The sequence below is a fragment of the Streptomyces sp. NPDC088252 genome, from assembly GCF_044740965.1.
Lineage (GTDB): Bacteria > Actinomycetota > Actinomycetes > Streptomycetales > Streptomycetaceae > Streptomyces.
Genome location: NZ_JBIURS010000014.1, coordinates 1 through 26,746 on the forward strand (window position 1 = coordinate 1; position 26,746 = coordinate 26,746).

A 26,746-nucleotide genomic window follows, 5' to 3' on the forward strand; every position below is an offset into this window, starting at 1 on the left:
CCACCCCCCAGGCCATCCGTTCGACAGGGGGACACAGTCATACCGGGCCCGGAGGCCGGCGGTCCCGTTGCAGGACCGCGAAAAAGATAACGGGGAGCCGGGAGCCGTGGTGCGCCGGGTACGTCACGGACCGGGGCGGCCCCCCACGGTGGTGACCGCCTCCGCCCCCGACCGGCAGCCCGCCGCCACGGCCGAGGCGTCGTCCGCCCCCGACAGCCGGGCCGCGAGGAATCCGCCGGTGAACGCGTCGCCCGCCCCCGTCGAGTCGACGGCGCCCCGCATCCGAACCGCCGGGATGCGCCGGGTCACCTCGCCCGCGGCGGCCAGCAGGGCGCCGTGGGCGCCGAGTGTGACGACCACCCGGGGCACCTGAAGGCTCAGCTCGGCAGCGGCCTCCGCCGGTTCGGGGAGTCCGGTCAGCAACCGGGCCTCGTCCGCGTTGGGCAGCAGCAGATCCACGCCCTCCACCGAGGCCAGGAACCGGTCGGCGCCCAGATCGGCGAGGAAGCCGGCCGAAGCCGGGTCGACGCTCACCGTGATCCGCCGCCGCCGGGCCTCCCGCAGGGCGAGCAGGGCCGTGGCCCGGCTCGTCGCGGCGAAGAGCAGGTACCCGGAGAGATGGAGATGGGCGATGCCGTCGAGCATCGACGGCGACCAGTCGTCGGGGGAGAGCCGGAGCACGGCACCGCTGTCGGTGAGGAAGGTGCGCTCGGCGGCGGAATCGACGAGGGCGACGACGGTGGCGGTCGGTACGTCGTCGTCCACGGCCAGCAGGCAACGGACCCCTGCCCTGCGCAGTGCGTCCCGGTGCCAGGCCGCACTGTCGGCGCCGACCCGGGCCAGCAGCCGTACGTCGCGGCAGCCCGAACGTGCCGCCCAGCAGGCGACATTGGCGCCCGCCCCGCCGGGGAGGGTACGAATCCGGGCCGCGGTGTCCGTGCCGTGGATCAGCGTCCTTCCGTGGCGGGCCACCACGTCGGTGACCACGTCGCCGACGACGAGGAGGCCGCCGTCGGTCATCGGCCGGCCGCCGGGCGGCGGGGCGATGCGGAATCCCGCGCGTCCGGGTGCGTCGTCGTGTCCCGGGCGGTGGCGGCCCACGCCCCGGAGATCCGCGCGGCGAGCGATACGTTCCCGCGCACGGCCGCCAGATTGGCCTCCAGCGAGGCGCCCCCGGTGCCCCGCATCAACCGGTCCAGCAGGAACGGCGTGACGGCCTGGCCCGCGATGCCGAGTTCCCGGCACGCGGCGAGCGCCTCGGCCAGCACACGGTCATGGAGTGCGGGATCCAACTGGTCCTGGACGGACACGGGGTTGGCGACGATCAGCGCCGAGCCGGGGCCTTTGAGCGCGTCCTGAGCACGCATCACCTCCGCGACCTCCTCGGGCGTCCGCACCGTCCAGTCGACCGGTTCGCCCGAACTGTTCAGGTAGAAGCCGGGGAAGCGGTCGGTGCCGTAGCCGAGCACCCCGACGCCGAGCGTTTCCAGGCGCTGCAGCGTGGCGGGCACATCCAGGATCGACTTCACCCCCGCACACACGACGGTGATGCCGGTCCGCGCGAGGAGCCGGAGGTCCGCGGACTCGTCCTGGGTCCGCGTCCATTCCCGGTGCACACCGCCGAGACCGCCGGTCGCGAAGACGCGCAGGCCCGCGTGCGCGGCCAGGAACGCCGTCGCGGACACGGTCGTCGCCCCGCTCGCTCCCGTCGCCAGGGCCGGTGCGAGGTCCCGGTGGCCCAGCTTCCGCATCGCCGGGTCGGCGGCGACCCGCTCCAACTGGTCCTTGCTCAGACCGATGTGGGCCCGGCCGTCGAGTACGGCGATCGTGGCGGGCACCGCGCCCGCGGACCGTACGAGCTCTTCGAGCTCCTCGGCGACCCGCAGATTGCGGGGGCGCGGCAGGCCGTGGGCGATGATCGTCGACTCCAGGGCCACGACGGGGTGGTGCGTGGCGAGGGCGGCCCGGACCTCGGTGGAGAGGACGGGGGCGTAGGAGGACTGCGCGCCGTGCGACGCATTGAATGACATGTCCACATCCCTGTCGCGGGTGCGCCGACCTCAAACGTGCGGCCGGGACACCGGCCGGAAAGCCCACCGTCCGGCAGGGTTTCCCGGTCCTGGTGCCGAGCGACCTCGAAGCGGTCGCTAGGGTGACCGGCCATGACCACATTTGATCAAGCTCCCGCCTCGTTTGCCGTCCACATTCCCGACGCCGAACTCGAACCGGAACCGCTCGACCCGGCACAGATCGTCTCGGGCGAGCCCGTGGTGACCGGCAAGGTGCTCTGGGAGTCGCCCGACGGCAAGCAGGTGCGCGGGATCTGGCAGATCACGCCCGGCGTCGTCACCGACACGGAGGCCAACGAGCTGTTCGTGGTCGTGAGCGGGCGTGCGACCGTGGTGGTCGAGGGCGGAGCGACGCTGGAGATCGGGCCGGGCGACGCCTGCGTGCTGCGCGAGGGCGACCGCACGACGTGGACCGTGCACGAGACGCTGCGCAAGGCGTATCACATCAGCCTCTGAGGCCTCAGGGCTCGGTGGGCGCAGTCGCTGCTGTCGGTGTGACGGGTGCGGTGGCCGCGTCGGGAGCGGCGGGCACGGCCGGTGCGGCCGATCGTGTGAACACCCGGCGCAGTGCGAGTGCCGCCATCGGAAGAAGCAGGCATGCTGCGATCGCGTTCAGCCAGCCGTAGCTCGCTCGGGCGACGATCACCCCGGCGATCGCGCCGCCGATGCCCGCCGCCGTGTTCATGGTCAGGTCCGACAGACCCTGCACGGCGGCACGGGCGGGCTGCGGTACGGAGTCGGTGAGCAGCGCCGAGCCGGCGACCAGCCCGGCCGACCAGCCGAGCCCGAGCAGGAACAGGCCTGCCGCGGTCCTGCCGTGGCTCGGACCTGCGGTGCCGGCCAGAAGCGCGGCACAGGACAGCAGTCCGACCGCCAGACCGATCACCGTGAGCCGGCCGAAGCGGTCGGACAGCCGGCCCATCACCGGCGAGAACGCGTACATACCTGCGATGTGGCCGCTGATGACCAGGCCGATGAGCTGGAGACCGGCGCCATGATGGCCCAGATCGACCGGGGTCATCACCATGATCGAGACCATCGCGGTGTGCGAGACGGCCACCGTGACCAGGGCGAGCCGCGCCGTCGCGGACGCCCGGACCGCCGCGATGCCGGCCCGCAGTGAACGGCCCGAGGAGGACTCGTCGCTCTGCGGCGCCAACGCCCGTGCCGTGAGCAGTGGGTCCGGCCTCAGCAGCACCCCGACCACCACGGCGGCCAGCAGGAAGATCCCGGCCGCGAAGAAGAAGGGACCGGCCTTCTCGGATATCGCGGTGCCGCGGAAGACCTGTCCCACCGGCGCCGCTATGTTCGGCCCCAGAACCGAACCGATCGTCGTGGCCCAGATGACGGTGGAGATCGCCCGGCCGCGCCGGTCGGGCTCGACCAGATCCGCGGCGGCGAACCGGGCCTGCAGATTGGCCGAGGACCCGGCACCGAACCCGGCCATGCCGAGCAGCAGCAGCGGGAAGCTCTCCACGAGGGTGGACAGGACCACGAGTCCCGCGCCGAGCGCACCGATCAGATACGCCAGTACGAGACCGGGGCGTCGGCCGCGCGAGGTCATCAGCGCCGCGAGCGGCAGTGAAAGCAGTGCTGTACCCGCCACCGACGCGGTCGGGGCCAGGCCGGACAGTGCCTCGGAGCCGCTCACCTCCGTGGCCAGGACCGGGGCCAGGGCGATCCCGATGGGCACGCCGAGGCCGCCGAGTATCTGGCTGGCTATGAGTACCGCGGACGTTCTGCGCCGCAGCCGGGGCAGCTCGGCCGCCGTGACCAGGCCGGGTCCAACGGGGGTGTCAGGTGCGTCGGGGGTGTTGGTCACTGACGCAGTGTGCCAGCCCGCACACGGGCACGGAACCGGGGCCGGGCCGCCCGGCACAAAGGACAGGAGCGACACAGTCGCCGGAGCCCGGAGCCCGGAGCCCGGAGCCCGGAGCCCGGAGCCCGGAGCCCGGAGCCCGGAGCCCGGAGCCCGGAGCCCGGAGACGGTGACGGGTGGCCGGGATCCCGATCGGGCAGCGGCAGGTCACCGGGATCCGGAGCAGTACAGCGGCCGGGCCGGAAAGCGGCCGGGCCGGAAAGCGGCCGGGTCAGAAGAGCGGCCGGGTCAGAAGAGCGGCCGGGTCAGAAGAGCGGCTGGGGAAGCACGCCCTCCAGCGCCAGCAGCTTCCGTTTGGTTTCGCGACCACCGCCGAACCCGCCGAGTCCGCCGTCGCTCTCCACCACGCGATGGCACGGCACCACCACAGGCAGGGGATTGGACCCCATGGCCGCCCCGACCGCCTGTGCCGCCCCCGGCTGCCCCACGCGCTCGGCGAGATCGCCGTATCCGACGACCGTCCCGTACGGCACCCCCGCCGCCAGCTCGCGGAGCACCTGGCGATTGAAGCCGGACGTCAGCGACCAGTCCAGGTCGAGCGAGAACTCCCGCGACGCGCCCGCGAAGTACTCCGCGAGCTGGCGTATCGGCTCGGCGAGCCGCGCGGAGCGCGGACTCTCCTCCGGCTCCGCACCGAGTCGCGTCCGCAGCTGCTCGACCGCCCTCCTCCGCACCTCGGGACGGGCGTGGAACACCACACTCACCAGGCCCGCGTCGGTCGCGGCGAGCAGCAGCGGGCCGATGTCGCTCTCGACGACGGCCCACTCGACGACCCCGTTGCTGTTCATGGGGACCACCGTACGACCCGCCACTGACAATCCGTCGTGGCGACGGGGGCGGTGGCGCTGTCAGCCCGTGGCCCCGCGCACCACGTCAGGGGTGTTGGTGATGATCCCGTCGACGCCGAAGCCCGCCACCCTGGTCGCGTTCGCCGCGTCGTTGACCGTCCAGGTGTTGACCCGGAGCTTCTTGCCGTGTGCGCCCTTCAGAGCGTGCACCGCCTTCACATAGTCGGCGGAGATCGATGTGTACGAGGGGTTGATCTGGTCGGTGAACGCCGCGTACGAGGGCAGGTCGGCCACCGCGGGAGTGCCGAGGAAACCGGTCGTGACGTCCGGACGCCGCTGGTGCACCTTCTGCACACTGTCCGCGCCGAAACTCTGGATGACGAGCCTGTTCCTGACGTGGTCGCGGTCGAGCCACCCCTTCTGGCCCAGTACCCGCAGGGTCTCCTTCTCGATGCCCGGGTAGAGCTCCGGGCTCTTGATCTCCAGCAGCAGCTTCTGGTGATTGCGCTCGATCCGGTCCAGGTACTGCTTGAGGGTGGGCACCCGGGTTCCGGCGAACTGCGGACCGAACCAGCTGCCCGCGTCCAGCCGGGCGATCTCGGCGGCCGTGAAGTCCTTGACCGCCCACGGCGCGCGGTCCGGGAAGACCTCCTCGACATCGGTGGTCCGCTTCAGATCGGTGTCGTGTACGACCACCAGCACACCGTCCTTGGTGAACTGGACGTCGTTCTCCACCCAGTCGAAGCCCAGGGCGTCGGCCTTGTCGACGGCGGCCAGGGTGTTCTCCGGCGCGTAGGCCGAGGCACCCCGGTGGGCGACGACGACCGGGGCGGCCCCCTTCATGTCCGTGGTCCGGGCGCTGACGGTCCGAAGACCCGTGACCGTGCCCGTGTGCCCGGCTGCGGCCCGGCCCGTCGTCTGCGTGTCGGCGGTCGACATCAGCAACGCGCCGGCACCCATGAGGGCGGTGGCTGCGACGGCGGCGGTGGCGGTGCGTGCGTACACGTGTACTCCTCGCGTCAGAGTTACGGACGGGCCGAGAGTGGCAGCCACCGCCCAACAAAGGACAGGCGAAGGATGGCCACAACGTGAACGCCGCTGTTGGAACCGGGTCACGGGCCGATTTCCTTGTCGATAAAATGCGGCTGATCTGTTTGTCTGCCGGGCCGCGCGCCTTAGGGTCACCCCGAACCCGGGCTTCCGCGAAGGGCGTACGAGCATGCAGGGCACGATCGACGGTTTCAGCTATGGAGCGGTGACGCCCGTCGCGGCCTTCCTCATGGCCTGCCTCGGCGCGGCCCTCGGGTTGCGCTGCACTACCCGTTCGGTGCGCACCGGACGCTCCTTCAGGGCCGGCTGGCTGGCCCTCGGCGCGACCTCCATCGGCTCCGGCATATGGACGATGCACTTCATCGCGATGATGGGCTTCTCCGTCGAAGGGGTCACCATCGGCTACGACAAGCCGATCACCTTCGCCAGCCTCGCGGTCGCGATCGGCATGGTCGCCATCGGGATCTTCATCGTCGGGTACCGGGGCGCCACCCGCATGGCACTGGTGACGGGTGGCACGATCACCGGGCTGGGGGTGGCCACCATGCACTACCTGGGCATGGCTGGAATGCGCCTCGAAGGACAGTTCGAGTACGACACCGTCACCGTGGCCCTCTCCGTCGTCATCGCCGTGGTGGCCGCCACGACCGCGCTCTGGGCGGCCGTCTCCATCCACGGCTTCCTGTCCAGCCTCGGCGCCGCCGTCGTGATGGGCGTCGCGGTGAGCGGCATGCACTACACGGCCATGGCCGCGCTCAGCGTCCATCTGCACCCGGGCGCCCTCGCCGGTACCGCTTCGGCCGAGGGGCACGGCGCCTCCCTCGTCCCCCTGTTGATCGGCCCCGGCTGCTTCCTGTTCCTGGCCGCGGTGGTCGTGATGTTCGACCCCCTGATGGTGATGGGCACCCCGGACCGGGACGGGCCCGAAGCCGTGAACGGGGCCGGACGCCCCCTCGGGATCCCGGCCCAGCGGCACGTCCCGCGGTTCGGCACACACGCCGATCCGGCGTCGTTCCATTCCCGGCCGCGCGATCCCGCGCCGCCGTCGGAACGATGACCCCGCTCCGGCACGACGGCTGACCCGGCCCGGTTGTCAGTGGGGGGTCGTACGGTGGTTGCATGCGGCCCGTTTCGAAGATCGAACGTTCGGTGGCGCCTTTCGAGGTCGTCAGTCCCTACCAGCCCAGCGGCGACCAGCCCGCGGCCATCGCCGAGCTGGAGCGACGCATCCGCGCGGACGAGAAGGATGTCGTCCTGCTCGGTGCGACCGGCACCGGCAAGTCGGCGACCACCGCCTGGATGATCGAGAAGCTGCAGCGCCCCACCCTCGTCATGGCGCCGAACAAGACGCTCGCGGCCCAGCTGGCGAACGAGTTCCGCGAGCTGCTCCCCAACAACGCCGTCGAGTACTTCGTCTCGTACTACGACTACTACCAGCCCGAGGCGTACGTCCCGCAGTCGGACACCTACATCGAGAAGGACTCCTCGATCAACGAGGAGGTCGAGCGGCTGCGTCACTCCGCGACGAATTCGCTGCTCACCCGGCGCGATGTCGTCGTGGTCGCCTCCGTCTCCTGCATCTACGGCCTGGGTACGCCCCAGGAGTACGTGGACCGGATGGTCCAGCTCAAGGTCGGTGACGAGATCGACCGCGACCAGCTGCTGCGCCGCTTCGTCGAGATCCAGTACACCCGCAATGACCTCGCGTTCACCCGCGGCACCTTCCGGGTGCGGGGCGACACCATCGAGATCTTCCCGGTCTACGAGGAGCTCGCCGTCCGCATCGAGATGTTCGGTGACGAGATCGAGGCGCTCTCCACCCTCCACCCGCTCACCGGCGAGGTCATCAGCGAGGACCAGTCCCTCCATGTCTTCCCCGCCAGCCACTACGTCGCGGGCCCCGAGCGCATGGAGAAGGCGGTCAACGGCATCGAGCGGGAGCTGGAACAGCGACTCGCCGAGCTGGAGAAGCAGGGAAAGATGCTGGAGGCCCAGCGGCTGCGGATGCGCACCACGTACGACATCGAGATGCTCCGGCAGATCGGCACCTGCTCCGGTGTCGAGAACTACTCGATGCACTTCGACGGCCGCTCGCCCGGCACCGCCCCCAACACCCTCCTCGACTACTTCCCCGAGGACTTCCTCCTCGTCCTCGACGAATCGCACGTCACCGTGCCGCAGATCGGTGCGATGTACGAGGGCGACGCCTCCCGTAAGCGCACCCTCGTCGACCACGGCTTCCGGCTCCCCTCCGCGCTCGACAACCGCCCCCTGAAATGGGAGGAGTTCCTCGGCCGGATCGGCCAGACCGTCTATCTCTCCGCCACGCCGGGAAAGTACGAGCTGTCCAGGGGCGACGGCTTCGTGGAGCAGATCATCCGTCCCACCGGTCTCGTCGACCCGGAGGTCGTGGTCAAGCCCACCGAGGGCCAGATCGACGATCTGGTGCACGAGATCCGCAAGCGCGCGGAGAAGGACGAGCGGGTCCTGGTCACCACTCTCACCAAGAAGATGGCCGAGGACCTCACCGACTACTTCCTGGAGCTCGGCATCCAGGTCCGCTACCTGCACAGCGACGTCGACACACTGCGCCGCATCGAGCTGCTGCGGGAGCTGCGCTCCGGGGAGTACGACGTACTGGTCGGCATCAACCTCCTGCGCGAGGGCCTGGACCTGCCCGAGGTGTCGCTCGTCGCCATCCTCGACGCGGACAAGCAGGGCTTCCTGCGCTCCGGGACGTCCCTGATCCAGACCATCGGGCGCGCCGCCCGAAACGTGTCGGGGCAGGTCCATATGTACGCGGACAAGATCACCCCGGCGATGGCACAGGCCATCGACGAGACCAACCGCCGTCGCGAGAAGCAGATCGCCTACAACACCGAGCGCGGTCTCGACCCGCAGCCGCTGCGCAAGAAGATCAACGACATCGTCGCGACGATCGCCCGCGAGGAGGTCGACACCGAGCAACTGCTCGGCACCGGCTACCGCCAGGGGAAGGGTGCCAAGGCCCCCGTACCCACGCTGGGCGCGAAGGCGGCCGGAACCAAGAAGGCCACAACCAGGAAGGCCGGGGCTGCGGGCGCCGTGGTCACCGACCGTCCCGCCACCGAACTCGCCGGGATCATCGAGGAGATGACCGACCGGATGCGGGCGGCCGCCGCGGACCTGCAGTTCGAGGTGGCGGCCCGACTGCGCGACGAGGTCGGTGAGTTGAAGAAGGAGCTGCGGCAGATGCGGGAGGCGGGTCTCGCCTGACCCTGCCACGTCCTGTGTGTTGCAGGACCGACACAAAAACGCCCCGAGCGGCCGTGTTTCCGGCGCGACTGCGTAGGGTGCTGGAAAACCGCGCACGGACGGGCGCGGGGCAAGCGGAGAGGGGACAGCGCGTGACGGTCAACATGACCAAGGGCCAGGCCATCAGCCTGCAGAAGAACGACGGGGGGACCCTGACCGCGGTACGGATGGGGCTCGGCTGGCAGGCGGCGCCACGCCGTGGTCTGTTCGGTTCGCGTACGCGGGAGATCGACCTCGATGCGTCGGCGGTGCTGTTCGCCGACAAGCAGCCGGTCGACGTGGTCTTCTTCCGTCACCTGGTCAGTGACGACGGCTCGGTCAAGCACACCGGTGACAACCTGGTCGGCGGCGCCGGTTCGGGCGGGGACGACGAGGCGATCCTCGTCGACCTGCAGCGGGTGCCGGTCCACATCGACCAGATCGTCTTCACGGTGAACTCCTTCACCGGCCAGACGTTCCAGGAGGTGCAGAACGCCTTCTGCCGCATCGTCGACGAGACCAACGGCCAGGAGCTCGCCCGCTACACGCTGGACGGCGGCGGGCAGTACACCGCCCAGATCATGGCGAAGGTGCACCGCTCGGGGAACGGCTGGCAGATGACCGCGCTCGGCAACCCGGCCAACGGCCGCACCTTCCAGGACCTGATGCCGGCGATCCTGCCGCATCTGTAGGCACGGCCGGACCGACCGGTCGACATCGGTACGCGCAGCTCCCGGAGGCATCGGCCGCCGGGAGCTGCATCACATGGCACCACGCCTCACCGCACCGCGCGGCGGCGACTCATCGAGGGGACAGAGCAATGACGGCCGAGCTGGTCCGAGGGCAGAACCACACCTTGCCCCAGACCCGTCTGGAGATCCGGGTATCGGCCGGCACGCCCGTCGTGGCCGGTGCCACGCTCGGCGACGAGAACGGCACCGTGCACGGCACCGAGTCGATCGCGCACCCGGGGTCGCCCCAGTTGCCCGGGCTCGAAGTGTCCAGGCAGGCCGCAGCGGACCACCGGCTCGCCGTGGACCTCGATGCCCTGTCCGCTTCTGTGCACCGGGTCACCGTGCTGCTGGCCCTGCCCACGGGCGTCGGCGGCCCGGCCCGGTTCGGCGCGGTCTCCGCGCCGTTCGTCGCCGTCACCGGCCTCGACGGCACCGAGATCGCCACCTTCACCCTCACCGGCCTGGACACCGAGTCCGCGGTCACCGCACTGGAGCTCTATCGCCGCCAGGGCGCCTGGAAGGTCCGCGCCGTCGGTCAGGGCTACGCGGGCGGCCTCGCCGCCATGCTCGCCGATCAGGGCCTGGCCCAGGCGGCCGAGCTGGCCCGCTCGATCGAGGACGCGGTCGCCCGGGGGATGGCCCGCTCGGTCGCTCCGCCCCCGCCGCGCACCCCGGGCGCAGACAGGGTCGGCCACGGCACGGGCTCCGTACCGCCCTCGGACGGCCGCAGGCCTCCCGTCGCACCGACGACGGCCGCGCAGCCCTCCCAGCCGCTCACCGAGCCCACCACCCCGACGCCCACGGCCGCTACGGGCGGCCCCATCGACTACACGCACCCGCGCCGCCAGACCTCCGCGCCCCCGCCGCCCCCGCCCACCGCGCCGCCCGCCGAGCCGGGCCGCCCCGCCCGACCCGTCGCCGGAGACGCGACCGGCTGGTCCATGGAGGAGCGCCTCTACAACCAGATCTGGGGCATGTTCGAAGACCTGGCCCGCACCACCGCCGCGTACCGCAGCGCCGTGGACTTCGCCGAGTCCCGCATGGACCAGGAGCTCGACCGGACCCTGTCCGATCCGCGCAACCGGATCGGCGGCGCCGGCGACCGGGCCCGCGAGCAGGCCCGCGCCAAGCGCGACGAGCTGACGGCCCGGGCCCGCGAGGTCCTCGACCGGGACCTCGCCCAGCTCGCGGCCGAGTCCGCCGTGGTCGAACCCGCCCTGCCCGCCGCGTTCGCGGGTTGGGACAACCCCGTCTGGCATGCCTACCGCGTCCCGATGGAGATCCCCATGGCGCTGCGCATCGGCGACCTCCATCTGCCCGAGAACACCGGGCTGCGCATCCCGCTGCTGGTCCGGCTCCCCCTGGAGCGCGGGCTCTGGATCGACAGCAGCCGTACGGCGTCCGAGGCCGCGTCCCTCATGGACAGCGCCCGACTGCGCCACCTGGCCATGGAGAACGCGGTCGCGCACGCGGCCCGGCTGCTGGCCGTGTACCCGGCCGACGAGTTCTCCGTCCACGTCATCGACCCCGCGGGTTCGGCGGCCGGAGCCCTCGCGCCCCTGGTCGGATCGGGGGCCCTCGCCGGACCGCCCGCCACCGGAGCCGGGGGAGTGGCCCCGGTCCTCGCCCAGCTCACCCGGCGCGTCGACCTGGTGCAGATGGCGATCCGGGCCGGCGCCGCCGATTCGCTGCCGCCGGACCTGGACCTGGGCCAGCAACTGCTGATCGTCAACGACTTCCCGCACGGATTCGACGACCGGTCCGTCACCCAGCTGCGCTACCTGGCCGATGAGGGGCCCTCGGTCGGCGTCCATCTCCTGATGGTCGCGGACCGGGCGGACGCCAGTGCGTACGGGCCGGTGCTCGACCCCCTGTGGCGCTCGCTGCTCCGGATCACGCCGGTCGCCGACGACCACCTGGCCGATCCCTGGGTGGGCCACGCATGGACGTACGAGCCGCTGAGGATGCCGCCCGGCAGTCGGGTCCTCGAACAGGTGCTCGCCAGGGTGACCGCGGCTCGGCGTCCCCGGCGCCCGTGAGGCGTGACTGCTGCACCTCATCGTCCCCGACCTGCTCGTTTGGGGGATCTTTACCCTTCTCTTTACCTTTCCTTGGTGTTCCCTGTACTGTTCTTTGAGCGGAGGGGAGTACTCCCATACGCGGCGTGCCCGTCAGTACGGACTGTGACCGGTCCCGGGGCGCCGGCCCGTGGCGCGCAGCCCGTGCGCCCGGGTGGAAGAGACCTCCGGCAGCGACGACGCTGATCAGTAGCCGTAGCGAACTGCCGGAGGCGCAGTGGACGTTTCATGGACCCTTTGGGTGCTGACCATTCTCGGTCTGTCGGCCCTTATCGCCGTCGACTTCTTCATCGGGCGCAAGCCCCATGACGTGACGACCAAGGAAGCCGGAATCTGGACGATCGTCTGGATCGCGCTGGCCGCACTCTTCGGAATCGGTCTGCTGGTGTTCGGCGGGAGCCAGGCCTCGGGCGAGTTCTTCGCCGGCTTCATCACCGAGAAGTCGCTCAGCGTCGACAACCTCTTCGTCTTCGTCCTGATCATGGCGAAGTTCTCGGTCCCCTCCCACCTCCAGCAACGGGTGCTGCTCGTCGGTGTGCTGATCGCGCTGGTGCTGCGAGCGGGCTTCATCGCCGCCGGCGCGGCCGTCATCGCCAACTTCTCGTGGGTCTTCTACATCTTCGGCGCGTTCCTGATCTACACCGCCTGGAAGCTCATCCAGGAGGCGCGGGCCGACGAGGACGAGGAGGAGTTCGAGGAGAACCGCCTTCTCAAGACGATCGAGCGCCGCTTCGGCGTCGCCGACCGGTACCACGGCACCAAGCTCTTCATCCGTAACAACGGCAAGCGCGTCCTGACGCCGCTGATGGTCGTCATGCTCGCCATCGGCACGACCGACGTGCTGTTCGCCCTGGACTCCATCCCCGCGATCTTCGGCCTGACCCAGGACCCGTACATCGTCTTCACCGCCAACGCCTTCGCCCTGATGGGGCTGCGGCAGCTGTACTTCCTGATCGGCGGTCTGCTGAAGAAGCTGGTCCACCTCAGCTACGGCCTCTCGGTCATCCTCGGCTTCATCGGCGTGAAGCTGGTGCTGCACGCACTGCACGAGTCCGGAGTGCACGTTCCCGAGATCTCCATCCCGGTCTCGCTCGGCGTCATCTGCGGCGTGCTGGTGATCACCACGATCACCAGCCTCGTCGCCAACAAGAAGCGGGAGCGGGCCGAGGCGGCCACGGAAGCGGACGGGCCCGCGGACCGGGGTTCCAGCATCGACGCCTGATCGGGGCGGAGGGGAACCGGCACCGGCCGGGGCGGGCGACGCGTGGTCGCCCGCCCCGGCCGGTGCTCGTACGGGTGGAGAGCCCCCGGTCCGGGAGCGGTGGTCCATCGGCGGCGCTCAACTCCCGCGCGGGCCCGTCGGCCGCGGTACGGCTGCCGTCACCAGCCGCGGGCGCGCCACTGCGGCAGCTGCGGACGCTCGTCGCCGAGCGTGGTGTCGTGACCGTGGCCCGGATAGACCCAGGTCTCGTCGGGCAACTGGTCGAAGAGCTTGGTCTCCACGTCGTGGAGCAGGTTCGCGAAGGCTTCGGGGTCCTGGTGGGTGTTGCCGACCCCGCCCGGGAAGAGGCAGTCCCCGGTGAACAGGTGCGGAGCGCCGTGCGGGTCGTCGTAGACCAGCGCGATGGAGCCCGGGGTGTGGCCGACGAGGTGACGGGCGGTCAGACGGACCCGGCCCACCTGGATCGTGTCGTCGTCGTCGACCAGGACATCGGTCGGGACCGGGATGCCCTCCGCGTCGTGGCGCCCGGCGTACGTACGCGCGCCGGTGGCGGCCACCACCTCGCCGAGCGCCTGCCAGTGGTCGCCGTGCCGGTGGGTGGTGACGACGGAGGCGATGCCGTCGTCACCGATCAGCCGCAGCAGGGTCCCGGCCTCGTTGGCCGCGTCGATCAGGAGCTGCTCGCCGGTGGCCCGGCAGCGCAGCAGATAGGCGTTGTTGTCCATCGGGCCGACGGCGACCTTCGAGATCATCAGATCCGTCAACTCGTGTACATCCGCACGACCGCCGACCTTGACCGCTCCGCTGTACGTCATGCGTCTCAGCCTATAGCGGGGGCGGTGCGGGGAGGGGGCCGCCTTCGACGGTCAGCGCCGACCCGTCGCGACGCCCGCAGAGCCAGCCGAGCAGCTCGGGGGCCGTACCGCGGACCGAGACGGGACCGCCCTCCGCTCCGCCGCCCGTCGTCCACACCCGGCCCTCGTCGTCGGCCACGGCCGTGGACACGACATCGGGGTGACCGCCGAACCGTTCCGCGAGGAAGTCGATCTCCCGGGCGACGAACTCGTCGGAAAGATCCTCCAGCTCGTAACCGATTCCCAGGTCGACATGGTGCAGCTCGACCTCGACGCGGCGGCGGAAGGGGACCCGGGAGGCCGAGTCCGTCACGCCGTTGCGCAGTGTGACCGTGCGGGACCAGTCGGCCGGGGCCGAAGCGGCGGCCGCGAAGCGGGCCGCACTCTCGGTCAGGTCGGCCAGCTGTCCGGCCCTCGGCCGGGTCGCGTCGCGCTCGATGTCGCGGTCGCGGGTTTCGCTGTCTGCGTACATGGGCCGGCCGTGGAGAACATTTACGAGCGCGTCGGCGTTACGAGAGAGGTGCGCAACGACATGGCCCCGGCTCCAGCCCGGCAGACGCGAGGGCCCGGCAAGCGAGGCGTCGTCCAATTTCCCTGTGGCGCTGAGCAGTCGATCAGTCGCTTCACGTAGGGCTTCCAGGTCGTGCGCGTGATCAATCATGAGGCTGAGCCTAGCCTCGCCACTCATTCGGGTGAAGGAGTCCATGGGCGTCCGTAAATCGAATGTGCGTGCTATACGCTCGGAGTCGAAAGCTTCGTACATCGCTGTGGCGCCCCCCATACCCTGGGACAGGGGCTCAGTTCCCCCATTTCTCTCTAGAAAGGTGCGGACCGGCGTGGCCGACCGTCTCATCGTCCGTGGCGCTCGCGAGCACAACCTCAAGAACGTCTCGCTCGACCTTCCCCGCGACTCCCTCATCGTCTTCACCGGGCTTTCCGGGTCGGGCAAGTCGTCTCTCGCGTTCGACACGATTTTCGCCGAGGGCCAGCGGCGCTACGTGGAGTCCCTCTCCTCGTACGCCCGCCAGTTCCTCGGCCAGATGGACAAGCCGGACGTCGACTTCATCGAGGGCCTCTCGCCCGCCGTCTCCATCGACCAGAAGTCGACTTCGCGCAACCCGCGCTCGACGGTCGGCACCATCACCGAGGTCTACGACTACCTCCGGCTGCTCTTCGCCCGGATCGGCAAGCCGCACTGCCCCGAGTGCGGGCGGCCCATCTCGCGCCAGTCGCCGCAGGCCATCGTCGACAAGGTGCTCGGTCTGCCCGAGGGCAGCCGTTTCCAGGTGCTCTCGCCCCTGGTCCGCGAACGCAAGGGCGAGTTCGTCGATCTCTTCGCCGATCTGCAGACCAAGGGCTACAGCCGGGCCCGGGTCGACGGCGAGACCGTCCACCTCTCCGAGCCGCCCAAGCTGAAGAAGCAGGAGAAGCACACCATCGAGGTGGTCATCGACCGTCTCACGGTGAAGGACAGTGCCAAGCGCCGGCTGACCGACTCGGTCGAGACCGCGCTCGGGCTCTCCGGCGGCATGGTCGTGCTCGACTTCGTCGACCTCCCCGAGGACGACCCCGAGCGTGAGCGGATGTATTCCGAGCACCTCTACTGCCCGTACGACGACCTCTCCTTCGAGGAGCTGGAGCCGCGCTCCTTCTCCTTCAACTCACCCTTCGGCGCCTGCCCCGACTGCACGGGTATCGGCACGCGGATGGAGGTCGACCCGGAGCTGATCGTCCCCGACGAGGAGAGGTCGCTCGACGAGGGCGCGATCCACCCCTGGTCGCACGGCCACACCAAGGAGTACTTCGGCCGGCTGATCGGGGCGCTCGCCGAGGCGCTCGGATTCCGTACGGACATCCCATGGGCCGGGCTGCCGCAGCGTGCCAAGAAGGCCCTGCTCTTCGGCCACAAGATCCAGACCGAGGTCCGCTACCGCAACCGCTACGGGCGCGAGCGCGCCTACACCACCCCCGCCTTCGAGGGCGCGGTCCAGTTCGTCAAGCGGCGGCACTCCGAGGCCGAGAGCGACTCCAGCCGGGAGCGCTTCGAGGGCTATATGCGTGAGGTGCCCTGCCCGACCTGTGAGGGCACCAGGCTCAAGCCCATCGTCCTCGCGGTGACGGTGATGGAGAAGTCCATCGCCGAGGTCTCCGCGATGTCGATCAGCGAGTGCGCCGAATTCCTCGGCCGGATGAAGCTGAACGCCCGCGACAAGAAGATCGCCGAGCGGGTGCTGAAGGAGGTCAACGAACGGCTGAGGTTCCTGGTCGACGTCGGCCTCGACTACCTCTCGCTGAACCGCGCGGCAGGCACCCTGTCCGGCGGCGAGGCCCAGCGCATCCGGCTGGCCACCCAGATCGGCTCCGGCCTGGTCGGTGTGCTGTACGTGCTGGACGAACCGTCCATCGGCCTGCACCAGCGGGACAACCACCGGCTGATCGAGACCCTGGTCCGGCTCCGTGACATGGGCAACACGCTCATCGTCGTCGAGCACGACGAGGACACCATCAAGGTCGCCGACTGGGTCGTCGACATCGGCCCCGGCGCCGGTGAGCACGGCGGGAAGGTGGTCCACTCCGGATCGCTCAAGGAACTGCTGGGCAATGACGATTCGATCACCGGCCAGTACCTGAACGGCAAGAAGTCGATCGGGATGCCCGACATCCGGCGCCCCGTCGACCCGGCGCGCAGGCTCACGGTGCACGGTGCCCGCGAGAACAACCTCCAGGACATCGACGTCTCCTTCCCGCTCGGTGTGCTCACGGCCGTCACGGGTGTCTCGGGTTCGGGAAAGTCGACGCTGGTCAACGACATCCTCTACACCCACCTGGCCCGCGAGCTGAACGGCGCGAAGTCGGTCCCCGGGCGGCACACCCGGGTCGACGGGGACGACCAGGTCGACAAGGTGGTCCACGTCGACCAGTCGCCCATCGGCCGTACGCCCCGGTCCAACCCGGCCACGTACACCGGTGTCTTCGACCACGTCCGCAAGCTGTTCGCGGAGACGATGGAGGCGAAGGTGCGCGGCTACCTGCCGGGCCGCTTCTCCTTCAACGTCAAGGGCGGCCGCTGCGAGAACTGCTCCGGCGACGGCACGATCAAGATCGAGATGAACTTCCTGCCGGATGTGTACGTCCCGTGCGAGGTCTGCCACGGGGCGCGCTACAACCGCGAGACCCTGGAGGTCCACTACAAGGGCAAGTCCATCGCCGAGGTGCTGGACATGCCGATCGAGGAGGGCTTGGAGTTCTTCGAGGCCGTCCCGACGATCGCCCGCCACCTCCGTACGCTCCACGAGGTCGGCCTCGGATACGTCAGGCTCGGCCAGTCCGCGCCGACGCTCTCCGGCGGTGAGGCCCAGCGTGTGAAGCTCGCGAGCGAGCTGCAGAAGCGCTCCACCGGCCGCACGGTCTACGTACTGGACGAGCCGACCACGGGTCTGCACTTCGAGGACATCAGCAAGCTCATCAAGGTGCTCTCCGGGCTGGTCGACAAGGGGAACTCGGTGATCGTCATCGAGCACAACCTCGATGTGATCAAGACCGCGGACTGGGTCATCGACATGGGCCCCGAAGGAGGCAACGGCGGCGGTCTGGTCGTCGCCGAGGGGACACCGGAGCAGGTCGCCGGGGTTCCGGCCAGCCACACCGGCAAGTTCCTCCAGGGCATCCTGGACCCGGACCGGGTGAGCGAAGCAGCGGTGCCCGCGGCGCGCAAGCCGGTGCGGAACGTGGTGGCGAAGAAGGCCGTCGCCGCGAAGTCGGCCCCGGCCAGGAAGACGGCCACGGCCAGGACGAGCGCGGGCCAGGCCGCCAAGTCCGCCACGGCCGGGACCGCCAAGACGGCAGCGGCGAAGAAGCCCGCTGCGAAGAAGGCGACGCGCACGCGCAAGGCCTGAGGCCCGCGTACGGGCGGCGGCCCCGGATTCCGGGGCCGCCGCTTTCGTCGGCACGGGGGTGCCCCGCCGGCGCTCGTTGTTGCGGCCGAGCGCCCCACGCACTTTGATCCGGGGCGTGTGCACCCTCCTGACCAGGGACGACCCGTCCGGGGTGGCCCGGCCGGCGGGACTCTGGTCCTCGCCGGTATCGTCGGTTCTGTCACCGATGGCTCTGATACCCGCGGTACCTCCGGTATTCGCGGTGCCTCGACGCCCGCGGTGACTCTCTGCACCCTGCACCTCTGACCAGTGGAGACCCGCATGCCCGGCCAGCCCGCCGCCCGCCGTACCGTGCTGAAGGGTGCCGCGCTCGCCGGCGCCGCCGGGCTGGGAGCCGCCGCCTGCTCGACCGAGTCGAAGCTCGGCCACGCCGTGACGCCGACGCCGACCGCGCCCGTCGAACTCGGCGCGCCGGAAGAGGTTCCGGTCGGCGGATCCAAGCTCTACCGGGACCAGCGGGTCATCGTCAGCTGCCCGGCCAAGGGGCAGTACAAGGCGTTCAGCGCCCAGTGCACCCACGCGGGCTGCCTGCTGAACAAGATCGAGGACAACGTGGGGGAGTGCCCCTGCCACGGCAGCCACTTCGACACGACCACCGGCAAGGCGCTGCACGGCCCGGCGACCGTGCCGCTGCCCGCGGTGCCGGTCCGGCTGGAGGGCGGGAAGCTCATCGCGGGCCCCGAGGCCTGATCTCCGCCGCGAACGGATTCACTCCCAGTCCCAGTCGATGCCGACCAGGCCGGGCCGTATCCCCTGCTCCACCAGGTGAACGGTCCGGTGCCGGCCGGCGAGCATGAGATCCGTACGGGCACCGCGCGGTGCGCCCGCCGAGACCTGGGCGAAGCTCCGGCACCGCACCGGCAGCGCGGCCTCGTCGAATCCGACCTGCAGCACGTACTGTCCGCCGCCGAAGCTGAAGCCGCGGACGTACTCGCCGCACGGTCCTCCCGTCGCGTCGTCGAAGCCGTAGCCGAAGAGGTACGTGTCACCCGCCCTCAGCCGGGTGTCGAAGAGCAGCTCCGCGACGAGCACCCCCGTCTCCCGGTCCCAGCGGACCCGCCCCGTCCGGCAGTTCTCCCGGGCCGACACCCCCACCCGCGCCGGATCGCAGCCCGGATCGCCCCGGTGGACGGCGAGATAGCGGTCGATGCCGTCCCGGTGCGCGCGCACCACATGCTGCGACCCCCGCCGTCGCAGCTCCCGGCCGGGCCCGATCCATACCCGCTCGTGATGCCCGACCGTGTGCAGCCCACCGTCCACCGGCGACCCCATCGCGGCGAGCAGCCGCTCCACCGCCCCGGACGCCTCCATCAGGGAACGGTACGAACGCGCGGCCGGCTGATCGGCGTCCACGCGCCCGCTCCCCAGCAGCCGCAGCAGCGAGTTCCCCGGTAGTTCCAGCACCTCCTCCAGCGCCTTCACGGCCCGCAGCGACTCGGCGCGCTGCGGACGCCTGGCCCCCTGCTGCCAGTAACTCAGGCTGGTCACCCCGACCTTGACCCCACGGTGTGCGAGATGGTGCTGCACCCGCTGGAGCGGCAGCCCGCGCACCGCGAGTGCGGTGCGCAGCGCCAGATGGAACGGGCCGGTGTGCAGCACCTGCGCCAGTTCGGCCTCGGTGTGCTGCATGAGGTCCTCCAGGTGAACGTTCACGACGCGGGGTCGGGAGACCACGTCGGTGCGGGGCGGTGCCGCAGGTGGCCGGGGCGGATCCGTTCACGTATCCGCCACGCCGTTCACACCGCGATGTTCCCCCGCATTGAAGCGTGTTGACCCGTCCCCGACAACGGTTGATGCTCCTCGAACAGCGTCCGGACGCGCTCCTCCGATCACCCGCCCCCTGCATTGGGAGGAACGCCATGCGCAACCGAAGAATCCGACCGGGACGACTCCCGGTCACGGCCGTCCTCGCAGCCGTCCTGCTCGCCGTACCGACGGCGACCGCCTCGGCGGAGCAGGCCCCCACCACGACCACCTCGGCGGCACGGCGCACCACCACCGCCGGCAGCGGCATCGCCGCCACCCAGCGTCTGAACATCACCATGCAGGCGCAGCAGAAGACCAACTGGTGCTGGGCGGCGTCCGGCACCACCATCGCCACCTGGTTCGGCCGCACCTACTCGCAGAACCAGTTCTGCAACGCCGCCCTCGGACGTGCCCAGGGCTATGACTGCCCCAACTCGCAGGCATCGCTGGGCAATGTCCAGAACGGACTCGACTGGGCCGGGATCAACCCCGGTTCGTACGTCACCGGCTGGCTGCGCTACCCCACCGTCCAGGCCGAGATCGCCGCGGGACGCCCCGTCGAGACCCGTATCCAGTGGTCGTCGGGCGGCGGTCACATGCATGTCCTGTACGGGTACGACGACGCGAACAGCTGGGTCTACTGGGGCGATCCCTGGCCCTCCAGCAACCGCTACAACTGGGCCTCGCACGCCTGGTACGTGAGCAACAACGAGTTCTCCTGGACCCATTCGCTCTACCGGATCGGAGCGTGACGAAATGATCTCCAGGACCACACGCACCGCTCGGTCCGTGGCCGCCGCGGTAGCCGCCACCGGCGTTCTGGCCGGTGCCGCCCTGCTCACCGTCACGGCTCCGCAGGCGGCCGCCGCCACCGGCCCCGCTTCCGATCCGGCCGCCCTGAGCGCCGCCCGCCGGGCGGCCACCGCCCCCGCGACCCTGGACACCCTGTCCCGGTTCTTCGCCCGCGAGGGCGCGATCACCCGGTCGGCGGCCGCACCGCGCATCGTGGGACCCGTCGTCCCGGTGCGCAGCCTCGCTCCGGACTTCGTCGCCGGGAAGCCGGGAGCGCCCGTGGCCCGGCTGGACCACCTCGCGACCACGGCCGTCTCCTCGGACGGCCAGAAGGCGTCCCTGTGGACCCTTCCGGCGGAGGGGAAGGACGGCGCCTGGCAGGTGGTGAACATCGCCACCGGCGACGACGAGGCGCGGTACGCCGCCGCGGGCGCCCGCAAGCTCCCGGGCGGGACGGTGTTCCATGAGCCGCAGACGGACGCCTGGTACGTCCAGAAGGGGTCCAGGGTGCTCCCTCTGGACGAGGACGCGGTCCGTGCGGTCGGTGTCCGCGGCACCACTCTGGCCGCCTACCGCACCCGGGTGCGGCGGGCCTACGGCGACAAGCTCCCGGGCTCCGGTTACGCCCGCTCCGGCAAGGCGGGCGGCTACGGACCGTCCACCAGCTCATCCGGCCCCCGGGAGGACGCCGGAGGGGACCACGGGGTGGCTGCCGCGGGCGCGGCCTCCGACACGGCCCTGACCGCCACGTCGGCCGTCGCCGGAGCGGGGGCCCTCGCCGTGCTCGCCCTCGGCGGCATCACGGCCCTGCGCGGCCGCCGCCACCGGGCAGCCCCGTGACCGGCGACCGCATCCCCTGACCCGTGCTCCGGGGCGCGCTCCCCCGGTCCGCGCCCCGGAGCACGGCTCCACCGCCGACAGACAGCACTGTCACTGCCCGCAAGTAGGGTGGGACACATGGCAGACCCCTCCAGCTACCGCCCCAAGCCGGGACAGATCCCCGACTCCCCGGGGGTCTACAAATTCCGCGACGAACACCGCCGGGTGATCTACGTCGGCAAGGCCAAGAACCTGCGCCAGCGCCTGGCCAACTACTTCCAGGACCTGGCCGCGCTCCACCCGCGTACGCGCACGATGGTCACCACGGCCGCCTCGGTGGAGTGGACGGTCGTCTCCACGGAGGTCGAGGCGCTCCAGCTGGAGTACTCCTGGATCAAGGAGTTCGACCCCCGGTTCAACGTCAAGTACCGCGACGACAAGAGCTATCCGTATCTCGCGGTCACGCTCAACGAGGAATTCCCGCGGGTCCAGGTCATGCGCGGGGCCAAGAAGAAGGGCGTGCGCTACTTCGGCCCCTACGGGCACGCCTGGGCGATCCGCGAGACGGTCGACCTGATGCTCCGGGTCTTCCCGGTGCGTACGTGTTCCGCAGGGGTCTTCAAGAACGCCGCCAGGACCGGCCGCCCGTGCCTCCTCGGCTACATCGGCAAGTGCTCGGCCCCCTGCGTGGGCCGGGTCACCCCCGAGGAGCACCGCGAACTCGCGGTCGACTTCTGCGACTTCATGGCCGGCCGCACCGGTACGTACATCCGCCGCCTGGAGAAGGACATGATGGCGGCGGCCGAGGAGATGGAGTACGAGCGGGCGGCCCGGCTCCGCGACGACGTGGAGGCCCTCAAGCGGGCCATGGAGAAGAGCGCCGTCGTCCTCGCCGACGCGACCGACGCCGACCTGATCGCGGTCGCCGAGGACGAGCTCGAAGCCGCCGTCCAGATCTTCCATGTGCGCGGCGGGCGGGTGCGCGGTCAGCGCGGCTGGGTCACCGACAAGGTCGAGAACGTCGACACCTCGGGTCTGGTCGAGCACGCCCTGCAACAGCTGTACGGCGAGGAGACGGGCGACTCCGTCCCCAAGGAGGTGCTCGTCCCGGCTCTCCCCGAGGACCCCGACTCGATCTCCCAGTGGCTCGCCGACCGCCGGGGCTCCCACGTCAGCCTGCGCATCCCGCAGCGCGGTGACAAGAAGGATCTGATGGCGACGGTCCAGCGCAACGCCCAGCAGGCCCTGGGGCTGCACAAGACCAAGCGCGCCTCGGACCTGACGACCCGCTCCCGCGCCCTGGAGGAGATCGCCGAGGCGCTCGGCCTCGACACGGCCCCGCTGCGCATCGAGTGCTTCGACATCTCCCACCTCCAGGGCGACGACGTGGTCGCGTCCATGGTCGTCTTCGAGGACGGACTGGCCCGCAAGAGCGAGTACCGCCGCTTCCAGATCAAGGGCTTCGAGGGCCAGGACGACGTCCGGTCGATGCACGAGGTGATCGGCCGCCGTTTCAAGCGCTACCTCCAGGAGAAGGAGCGGACGGGGGAGTGGGAGGAGACCCCCGCTCCGACCGGTCCCGTCCCGGCCGCCGGCGACACGGTCGCTCTCACGGGGGCCGCACGGGGCACGGGCACGGCGCTCCTCCCGGCCGTCGCCCCCGGCACGGACACCTCTTCCGGCCCCGGGACCGCACCCACCGGGGAGACCGTCCCCGGGCCGGGTACCGGCCCCGTCCCGGACAGCGCCCCGGACCCGGACACCGAGCCCCGTGAGGACGACGGCCGGCCCAAGCGGTTCGCGTATCCGCCGCAGCTCGTCGTGGTCGACGGCGGCCAGCCGCAGGTCGCCGCGGCCAAGCGGGCCCTCGACGAGCTGGGGATCGACGACATCGCCGTCTGCGGCCTCGCCAAGCGCCTCGAAGAGGTCTGGCTGCCCGATGACGACGACCCCGTCGTCCTGCCCCGCTCCAGCGAGGGCCTCTACCTCCTCCAGCGCGTCCGTGACGAGGCCCACCGCTTCGCGATCACGTATCAGCGCGCCAAGCGGGCCAAGCGCATCCGTTCCAGCCCCCTGGACGCGGTCGCAGGCCTCGGAGAGACCCGGAAACAGGCGTTGATCAAGCATTTCGGCTCCGTGAAGAAGCTGAGGCAGGCGACAATCGACGAGATCTGCGAGGTTCCGGGGATAGGCCGCAGAACGGCGGAATCAGTGGCTGTCGCCCTGGCCTCGGCCGCCCCGGCCACGCCCGCCGTGAACACGGCGACAGGAGAGATCATTGAAGAGGACGACGGGGGCAGCACGACATGACTGAGCACGAGCACGAGCACGAACACGACGTCGAGCAGGAACGCGATGTCGAGCACGACAGCACCGACCGAACAGACGGAGCAGGACACGTGAGTACGGGCACCACCACCGACACGGGCGACGGGAACGCGGCCATCCCCGAGCTGGTGATCATCTCGGGGATGTCGGGCGCCGGACGCAGCACGGCGGCCAAGTGTCTGGAGGACCTCGGCTGGTTCGTCGTCGACAACCTGCCCCCCGCACTGATCCCCACCATGGTCGAGCTCGGCGCCCGCTCGCAGGGCAACGTGGCCCGTATCGCCGTCGTCGTCGACGTGCGTGGCCGCCGCTTCTTCGACAACCTCCGTGACTCCCTCGCCGACCTGGAGGCCAAGCACGTCACCCGGCGGATCGTCTTCCTGGAGTCCTCCGACGACGCCCTGGTCCGCCGCTTCGAATCGGTCCGCCGCCCGCACCCGCTCCAGGGCGACGGCCGGATCGTCGACGGCATCGCCGCCGAGCGCGACCTGCTGCGCGAGCTGCGCGGCGACGCCGACCTGGTGATCGACACCTCCAGCCTCAACGTGCACGAACTGCGCGCCAAGATGGATGCCCAGTTCGCCGGCGACGAGGAACCGGAGCTGCGCGCCACGGTGATGTCCTTCGGCTTCAAGTACGGCCTGCCGGTCGACGCCGACCTGGTGGTCGACTGCCGCTTCCTGCCCAACCCGCACTGGGTTCCCGAGCTGCGGCCGTTCACCGGGCTCAACGAAGAGGTCTCCGCCTACGTCTTCGACCAGCCCGGCGCCAAGGAATTCCTCAACCAGTACACGGAACTGCTCCAGCTCATCGCCGCCGGGTACCGCCGCGAGGGCAAGCGCTACGTGACGATCGCCGTCGGCTGCACGGGCGGCAAGCACCGCTCCGTGGCCATGTCGGAGAAGCTCGCGGCCAGGCTCGCGACCGAAGGCATCGAGACCGTCCTCGTCCACCGGGACATGGGGCGCGAGTGACCAGCCGTAATCTGCGCCTGCGGCGGCTGCGCAGAGCCACCGCTGCGCTGCCCGGCCGCAAGCGCGGCGCGCAGCCCAAGGTCGTCGCGCTCGGCGGCGGCATGGGGCTGTCCGCGTCACTCGCCGCGCTCCGCCGGATCACCGGCGATCTCACGGCCGTGGTCACCGTCGCCGACGACGGCGGCTCCAGCGGCCGGCTCCGCGAGGAGCTCGGCGTCCTGCCGCCCGGCGACCTGCGCAAGGCGCTCGCCGCCCTGTGCGGTGACGACGACTGGGGCCAGACCTGGGCCCGGGTCATCCAGCACCGTTTCCAGTCCAAGGGCGATCTGCACGAACACGCGGTCGGCAATCTGCTGATCGTCGCCCTGTGGGAGCAGCTCGGTGACCATGTCCAGGCCCTGGACCTGGTCGGCAAGCTCCTCGGGGCGCACGGCCGGGTGCTGCCCATGTCCGCCGTGCCGCTGGAGCTCCAGGCGCTCGTACGGGGCCACGACCCGGACCGCCCGGACGACGTGGACACGGTGCGCGGCCAGGCCACCGTGGCGCTCACCCCGGGCGAGGTGCAGTCCGTCCATCTCGTCCCGCACGACCCGCCGGCCGTTCCCGAGGCCGTCGCCGCCGTCCTGGACGCCGACTGGGTGGTGCTCGGTCCGGGGTCCTGGTTCTCCTCCGTGATCCCGCATCTGCTCGTCCCGCAACTGCTCGACGCGCTCGTCGAGACCAAGGCCCGCAAGGTCCTCTCGCTCAACCTCGCACCGCAACCCGGTGAAACTGATGGCTTCTCTCCGCAGCGTCATTTGGAGGTTTTGGGACGACACGCCCCTAAACTCGCCATGGACGTGGTGCTGGCCGACGAAGCCGCCGTGCCCGATCGTGAGTCCCTCGCCGACGCCGCCAAGCGGCTCGGCGCCGCGGTCGAGCTGGCGCCGGTGGCCTCACCCGACGGCGTTCCGATCCATGATCCGGAGCTGTTGGCCGCCGCGTACGACCGTATTTTTCGGATGCATGGAAGGATCGGCCCATGGCGATGACGCCCGCGGTGAAGGACGAAATCTCTCGGCTTCCCGTGACCCGGACCTGCTGCAGGAAGGCAGAAGTCTCGGCGATCCTCCGGTTCGCCGGCGGGCTGCACCTGGTGAGCGGTCGGATCGTGATCGAGGCGGAGCTGGACACCGCGATGGCGGCGCGCCGGCTGAAGCGGGACATCCTCGAAATCTTCGGGCACAGCTCGGAGCTGATCGTGATGGCTCCCGGCGGGCTGCGACGCGGCTCCCGCTATGTCGTCCGGGTGGTGGCGGGAGGCGACCAGCTGGCCCGCCAGACCGGCCTGGTGGACGGTCGCGGCCGGCCCATCCGCGGTCTGCCGCCGCAGGTGGTCTCGGGGGCCACCTGTGATGCCGAGGCCGCCTGGCGCGGGGCCTTCCTGGCCCATGGCTCGCTCACCGAACCGGGCCGCTCCTCCTCGCTGGAGGTGACCTGCCCCGGTCCGGAAGCGGCGCTCGCACTGGTCGGCGCGGCCCGCAGGCTCTCCATCGCGGCGAAGGCCCGCGAGGTGCGGGGGGTGGACCGGGTCGTCGTCCGTGACGGCGACGCGATCGGTGCGCTGCTCACCCGGCTCGGCGCCCATGAGTCGGTGCTGGCCTGGGAGGAGCGGCGGATGCGTCGCGAGGTCCGCGCCACGGCCAACCGGCTCGCCAACTTCGACGACGCCAACCTGCGCCGTTCCGCGCGGGCCGCGGTCGCCGCGGGCGCCCGGGTGGGGCGTGCGCTGGAGATCCTCGGCGAGGAGGTGCCCGAGCACCTCGCGGCGGCCGGACGGCTGCGCATGGAGCACAAGCAGGCCTCCCTGGAGGAGCTGGGCGCGCTCGCCGACCCGCCGCTGACGAAGGACGCGGTCGCCGGCCGGATCCGCCGACTCCTGGCGATGGCCGACAAGCGGGCCCAGGACCTGGGTATCCCGGGGACGGAATCGACCCTCAGCGAGGAGCTCGCCGACGGACTGGTGGGGTGACCCGCGAAGGCTGTGAAATCGGCCGAATTCAGAACGCCGGGAAATCCCCGGGGTGTTGACGTCCCGTAGTCGTGACTGCGTGTTCGACCGGGTATTCGCAGGCCCGTACCCCTACCGGGGGGTACGGGCCTCCGCGGCTCCTCCGGCCCCGCTCGATGTCACTCCGGCGCCGTCGGAGAGGTAGGGTCGGAGGC

General features: G+C 70.7%; 22 protein-coding genes. 14 read left to right on the forward strand and 8 right to left on the reverse strand.

The window, feature by feature from the left end; translation table 11 throughout:
* Positions 1 to 123: 123 nt before the first annotated feature.
* Both ACIOHC_RS26390 and ACIOHC_RS26395 read right to left on the reverse strand, forming a co-directional pair.
* Positions 124 to 1,020: a PfkB family carbohydrate kinase gene (locus tag ACIOHC_RS26390; protein ID WP_351081598.1), complete on the reverse strand. Its 897-nt coding sequence runs from the start codon at positions 1,018 to 1,020 to the stop codon at positions 124 to 126.
* Positions 1,017 to 2,030: a pseudouridine-5'-phosphate glycosidase gene (locus ACIOHC_RS26395; protein ID WP_351081600.1), complete on the reverse strand. Its 1,014-nt coding sequence runs from the start codon at positions 2,028 to 2,030 to the stop codon at positions 1,017 to 1,019. The genes ACIOHC_RS26390 and ACIOHC_RS26395 overlap by 4 nt, the downstream gene beginning before the upstream one ends.
* A gap of 132 nt (positions 2,031 to 2,162) precedes the next feature.
* Here ACIOHC_RS26395 and ACIOHC_RS26400 point away from each other — a divergent pair, with 132 nt between their 5' ends.
* Complete coding sequence (locus ACIOHC_RS26400) at positions 2,163 to 2,525, forward strand: cupin domain-containing protein (RefSeq protein WP_259929375.1); 363 nt, start codon at positions 2,163 to 2,165, stop codon at positions 2,523 to 2,525.
* A 4-nt stretch (positions 2,526 to 2,529) separates the two neighbouring features.
* On the opposite strand, the gene ACIOHC_RS26405 is transcribed toward ACIOHC_RS26400, so the two are convergent.
* The 3 genes from ACIOHC_RS26405 to ACIOHC_RS26415 all read right to left on the reverse strand — a co-directional run bounded on the left by ACIOHC_RS26405 (position 2,530) and on the right by ACIOHC_RS26415 (position 5,741).
* Positions 2,530 to 3,891 (reverse strand): MFS transporter, encoded by a 1,362-nt coding sequence (locus ACIOHC_RS26405; RefSeq protein WP_389637218.1) that lies wholly within the window; start codon positions 3,889 to 3,891, stop codon positions 2,530 to 2,532.
* 302 nt (positions 3,892 to 4,193) lie between these two features.
* Entirely contained in the window at positions 4,194 to 4,736 is a 543-nt protein-coding gene (locus tag ACIOHC_RS26410) for a methylated-DNA--[protein]-cysteine S-methyltransferase (protein WP_351081602.1), read from the reverse strand.
* A 60-nt stretch (positions 4,737 to 4,796) separates the two neighbouring features.
* Complete coding sequence (locus tag ACIOHC_RS26415; protein WP_351081604.1) at positions 4,797 to 5,741, reverse strand: glycerophosphodiester phosphodiesterase family protein; 945 nt, start codon at positions 5,739 to 5,741, stop codon at positions 4,797 to 4,799.
* A 214-nt stretch (positions 5,742 to 5,955) separates the two neighbouring features.
* Here ACIOHC_RS26415 and ACIOHC_RS26420 point away from each other — a divergent pair, with 214 nt between their 5' ends.
* The 5 genes from ACIOHC_RS26420 (at position 5,956) to ACIOHC_RS26440 (ending at position 13,093) form a co-directional block, all read left to right on the forward strand.
* Complete coding sequence (locus ACIOHC_RS26420) at positions 5,956 to 6,843, forward strand: MHYT domain-containing protein (protein WP_351081606.1); 888 nt, start codon at positions 5,956 to 5,958, stop codon at positions 6,841 to 6,843.
* Between the two features lie 62 nt (positions 6,844 to 6,905).
* Positions 6,906 to 9,041, forward strand: coding sequence for an excinuclease ABC subunit UvrB (gene uvrB, locus ACIOHC_RS26425; protein WP_351081608.1), 2,136 nt, complete (start codon positions 6,906 to 6,908; stop codon positions 9,039 to 9,041).
* A 131-nt stretch (positions 9,042 to 9,172) separates the two neighbouring features.
* Positions 9,173 to 9,751 carry a TerD family protein gene (locus ACIOHC_RS26430; protein ID WP_351081610.1) on the forward strand — a complete coding sequence of 193 codons (579 nt, stop codon included), beginning with the start codon at positions 9,173 to 9,175 and terminating at the stop codon, positions 9,749 to 9,751.
* Positions 9,752 to 9,879: 128 nt separating this feature from the next.
* Positions 9,880 to 11,832, forward strand: coding sequence for a TerD family protein (locus ACIOHC_RS26435; RefSeq protein WP_365692236.1), 1,953 nt, complete (start codon positions 9,880 to 9,882; stop codon positions 11,830 to 11,832).
* A gap of 256 nt (positions 11,833 to 12,088) precedes the next feature.
* Positions 12,089 to 13,093, forward strand: coding sequence for a TerC family protein (locus tag ACIOHC_RS26440; protein ID WP_401844223.1), 1,005 nt, complete (start codon positions 12,089 to 12,091; stop codon positions 13,091 to 13,093).
* Between the two features lie 158 nt (positions 13,094 to 13,251).
* Here ACIOHC_RS26440 and ACIOHC_RS26445 read toward each other — a convergent pair whose 3' ends face one another.
* Together ACIOHC_RS26445 and ACIOHC_RS26450 are read right to left on the reverse strand one after the other, a co-directional pair.
* A complete protein-coding gene (locus ACIOHC_RS26445) occupies positions 13,252 to 13,908 on the reverse strand; it encodes an MBL fold metallo-hydrolase (RefSeq protein WP_351085081.1) in 657 nt (218 codons plus the stop codon).
* 10 nt (positions 13,909 to 13,918) lie between these two features.
* Entirely contained in the window at positions 13,919 to 14,608 is a 690-nt protein-coding gene (locus ACIOHC_RS26450; RefSeq protein WP_351085079.1) for a maleylpyruvate isomerase family mycothiol-dependent enzyme, read from the reverse strand.
* 175 nt (positions 14,609 to 14,783) lie between these two features.
* On the opposite strand from ACIOHC_RS26450, the gene uvrA reads away from it, so the two are divergent.
* A complete protein-coding gene (uvrA, locus tag ACIOHC_RS26455) occupies positions 14,784 to 17,843 on the forward strand; it encodes an excinuclease ABC subunit UvrA (RefSeq protein ID WP_351085076.1) in 3,060 nt (1,019 codons plus the stop codon).
* 300 nt (positions 17,844 to 18,143) lie between these two features.
* A complete protein-coding gene (locus tag ACIOHC_RS26460; protein WP_351085074.1) occupies positions 18,144 to 18,572 on the forward strand; it encodes a Rieske (2Fe-2S) protein in 429 nt (142 codons plus the stop codon).
* A gap of 18 nt (positions 18,573 to 18,590) precedes the next feature.
* Here the strand turns inward: ACIOHC_RS26460 and ACIOHC_RS26465 are convergent, their stop codons facing one another.
* On the reverse strand, positions 18,591 to 19,511 hold the full coding sequence (locus ACIOHC_RS26465; protein WP_401844226.1) for a hypothetical protein: 921 nt from the start codon (positions 19,509 to 19,511) through the stop codon (positions 18,591 to 18,593).
* A 230-nt stretch (positions 19,512 to 19,741) separates the two neighbouring features.
* On the opposite strand from ACIOHC_RS26465, the gene ACIOHC_RS26470 reads away from it, so the two are divergent.
* The 6 genes from ACIOHC_RS26470 to whiA all read left to right on the forward strand — a co-directional run bounded on the left by ACIOHC_RS26470 (position 19,742) and on the right by whiA (position 26,552).
* Complete coding sequence (locus tag ACIOHC_RS26470) at positions 19,742 to 20,380, forward strand: papain-like cysteine protease family protein (RefSeq protein ID WP_351085072.1); 639 nt, start codon at positions 19,742 to 19,744, stop codon at positions 20,378 to 20,380.
* 4 nt (positions 20,381 to 20,384) lie between these two features.
* Positions 20,385 to 21,260: a hypothetical protein gene (locus tag ACIOHC_RS26475; RefSeq protein WP_365693930.1), complete on the forward strand. Its 876-nt coding sequence runs from the start codon at positions 20,385 to 20,387 to the stop codon at positions 21,258 to 21,260.
* Between the two features lie 117 nt (positions 21,261 to 21,377).
* The gene (uvrC, locus tag ACIOHC_RS26480; RefSeq protein WP_351085070.1) at positions 21,378 to 23,549 is read left to right on the forward strand and encodes an excinuclease ABC subunit UvrC; all 2,172 of its coding nucleotides are present in this window, start codon (positions 21,378 to 21,380) and stop codon (positions 23,547 to 23,549) included.
* The gene (gene rapZ, locus ACIOHC_RS26485) at positions 23,546 to 24,541 is read left to right on the forward strand and encodes an RNase adapter RapZ (RefSeq protein ID WP_351085068.1); all 996 of its coding nucleotides are present in this window, start codon (positions 23,546 to 23,548) and stop codon (positions 24,539 to 24,541) included. Before uvrC ends, rapZ begins: the two co-directional genes overlap by 4 nt.
* Positions 24,538 to 25,572, forward strand: a complete 1,035-nt coding sequence (yvcK, locus tag ACIOHC_RS26490; RefSeq protein WP_351085066.1) for a uridine diphosphate-N-acetylglucosamine-binding protein YvcK — start codon at positions 24,538 to 24,540, stop codon at positions 25,570 to 25,572. The genes rapZ and yvcK overlap by 4 nt, the downstream gene beginning before the upstream one ends.
* Positions 25,563 to 26,552, forward strand: a complete 990-nt coding sequence (gene whiA, locus ACIOHC_RS26495; RefSeq protein WP_030919772.1) for a DNA-binding protein WhiA — start codon at positions 25,563 to 25,565, stop codon at positions 26,550 to 26,552. The genes yvcK and whiA overlap by 10 nt, the downstream gene beginning before the upstream one ends.
* The last annotated feature ends 194 nt before the right edge of the window (positions 26,553 to 26,746 follow it).

Excerpts from the sequence above, each read along its gene's own strand:
- ACIOHC_RS26435 (WP_365692236.1), top strand. The coding sequence starts at position 9,880 with ATGACGGCCGAGCTGGTCCGAGGGCAGAACCACACCTTGCCCCAGACC.
- ACIOHC_RS26410 (WP_351081602.1), bottom strand. The coding sequence starts at position 4,736 with ATGAACAGCAACGGGGTCGTCGAGTGGGCCGTCGTCGAGAGCGACATC.
- whiA (WP_030919772.1), top strand. The coding sequence starts at position 25,563 with ATGGCGATGACGCCCGCGGTGAAGGACGAAATCTCTCGGCTTCCCGTG.
- ACIOHC_RS26445 (WP_351085081.1), bottom strand. The coding sequence starts at position 13,908 with ATGACGTACAGCGGAGCGGTCAAGGTCGGCGGTCGTGCGGATGTACAC.
- ACIOHC_RS26475 (WP_365693930.1), top strand. The coding sequence starts at position 20,385 with ATGATCTCCAGGACCACACGCACCGCTCGGTCCGTGGCCGCCGCGGTA.
- ACIOHC_RS26465 (WP_401844226.1), bottom strand. The coding sequence starts at position 19,511 with ATGCAGCACACCGAGGCCGAACTGGCGCAGGTGCTGCACACCGGCCCG.
- uvrB (WP_351081608.1), top strand. The coding sequence starts at position 6,906 with ATGCGGCCCGTTTCGAAGATCGAACGTTCGGTGGCGCCTTTCGAGGTC.
- uvrC (WP_351085070.1), top strand. The coding sequence starts at position 21,378 with ATGGCAGACCCCTCCAGCTACCGCCCCAAGCCGGGACAGATCCCCGAC.
- ACIOHC_RS26395 (WP_351081600.1), bottom strand. The coding sequence starts at position 2,030 with ATGTCATTCAATGCGTCGCACGGCGCGCAGTCCTCCTACGCCCCCGTC.
- rapZ (WP_351085068.1), top strand. The coding sequence starts at position 23,546 with ATGACTGAGCACGAGCACGAGCACGAACACGACGTCGAGCAGGAACGC.
- ACIOHC_RS26420 (WP_351081606.1), top strand. The coding sequence starts at position 5,956 with ATGCAGGGCACGATCGACGGTTTCAGCTATGGAGCGGTGACGCCCGTC.
- ACIOHC_RS26450 (WP_351085079.1), bottom strand. The coding sequence starts at position 14,608 with ATGATTGATCACGCGCACGACCTGGAAGCCCTACGTGAAGCGACTGAT.
- ACIOHC_RS26470 (WP_351085072.1), top strand. The coding sequence starts at position 19,742 with ATGCGCAACCGAAGAATCCGACCGGGACGACTCCCGGTCACGGCCGTC.
- ACIOHC_RS26460 (WP_351085074.1), top strand. The coding sequence starts at position 18,144 with ATGCCCGGCCAGCCCGCCGCCCGCCGTACCGTGCTGAAGGGTGCCGCG.
- ACIOHC_RS26400 (WP_259929375.1), top strand. The coding sequence starts at position 2,163 with ATGACCACATTTGATCAAGCTCCCGCCTCGTTTGCCGTCCACATTCCC.
- ACIOHC_RS26390 (WP_351081598.1), bottom strand. The coding sequence starts at position 1,020 with ATGACCGACGGCGGCCTCCTCGTCGTCGGCGACGTGGTCACCGACGTG.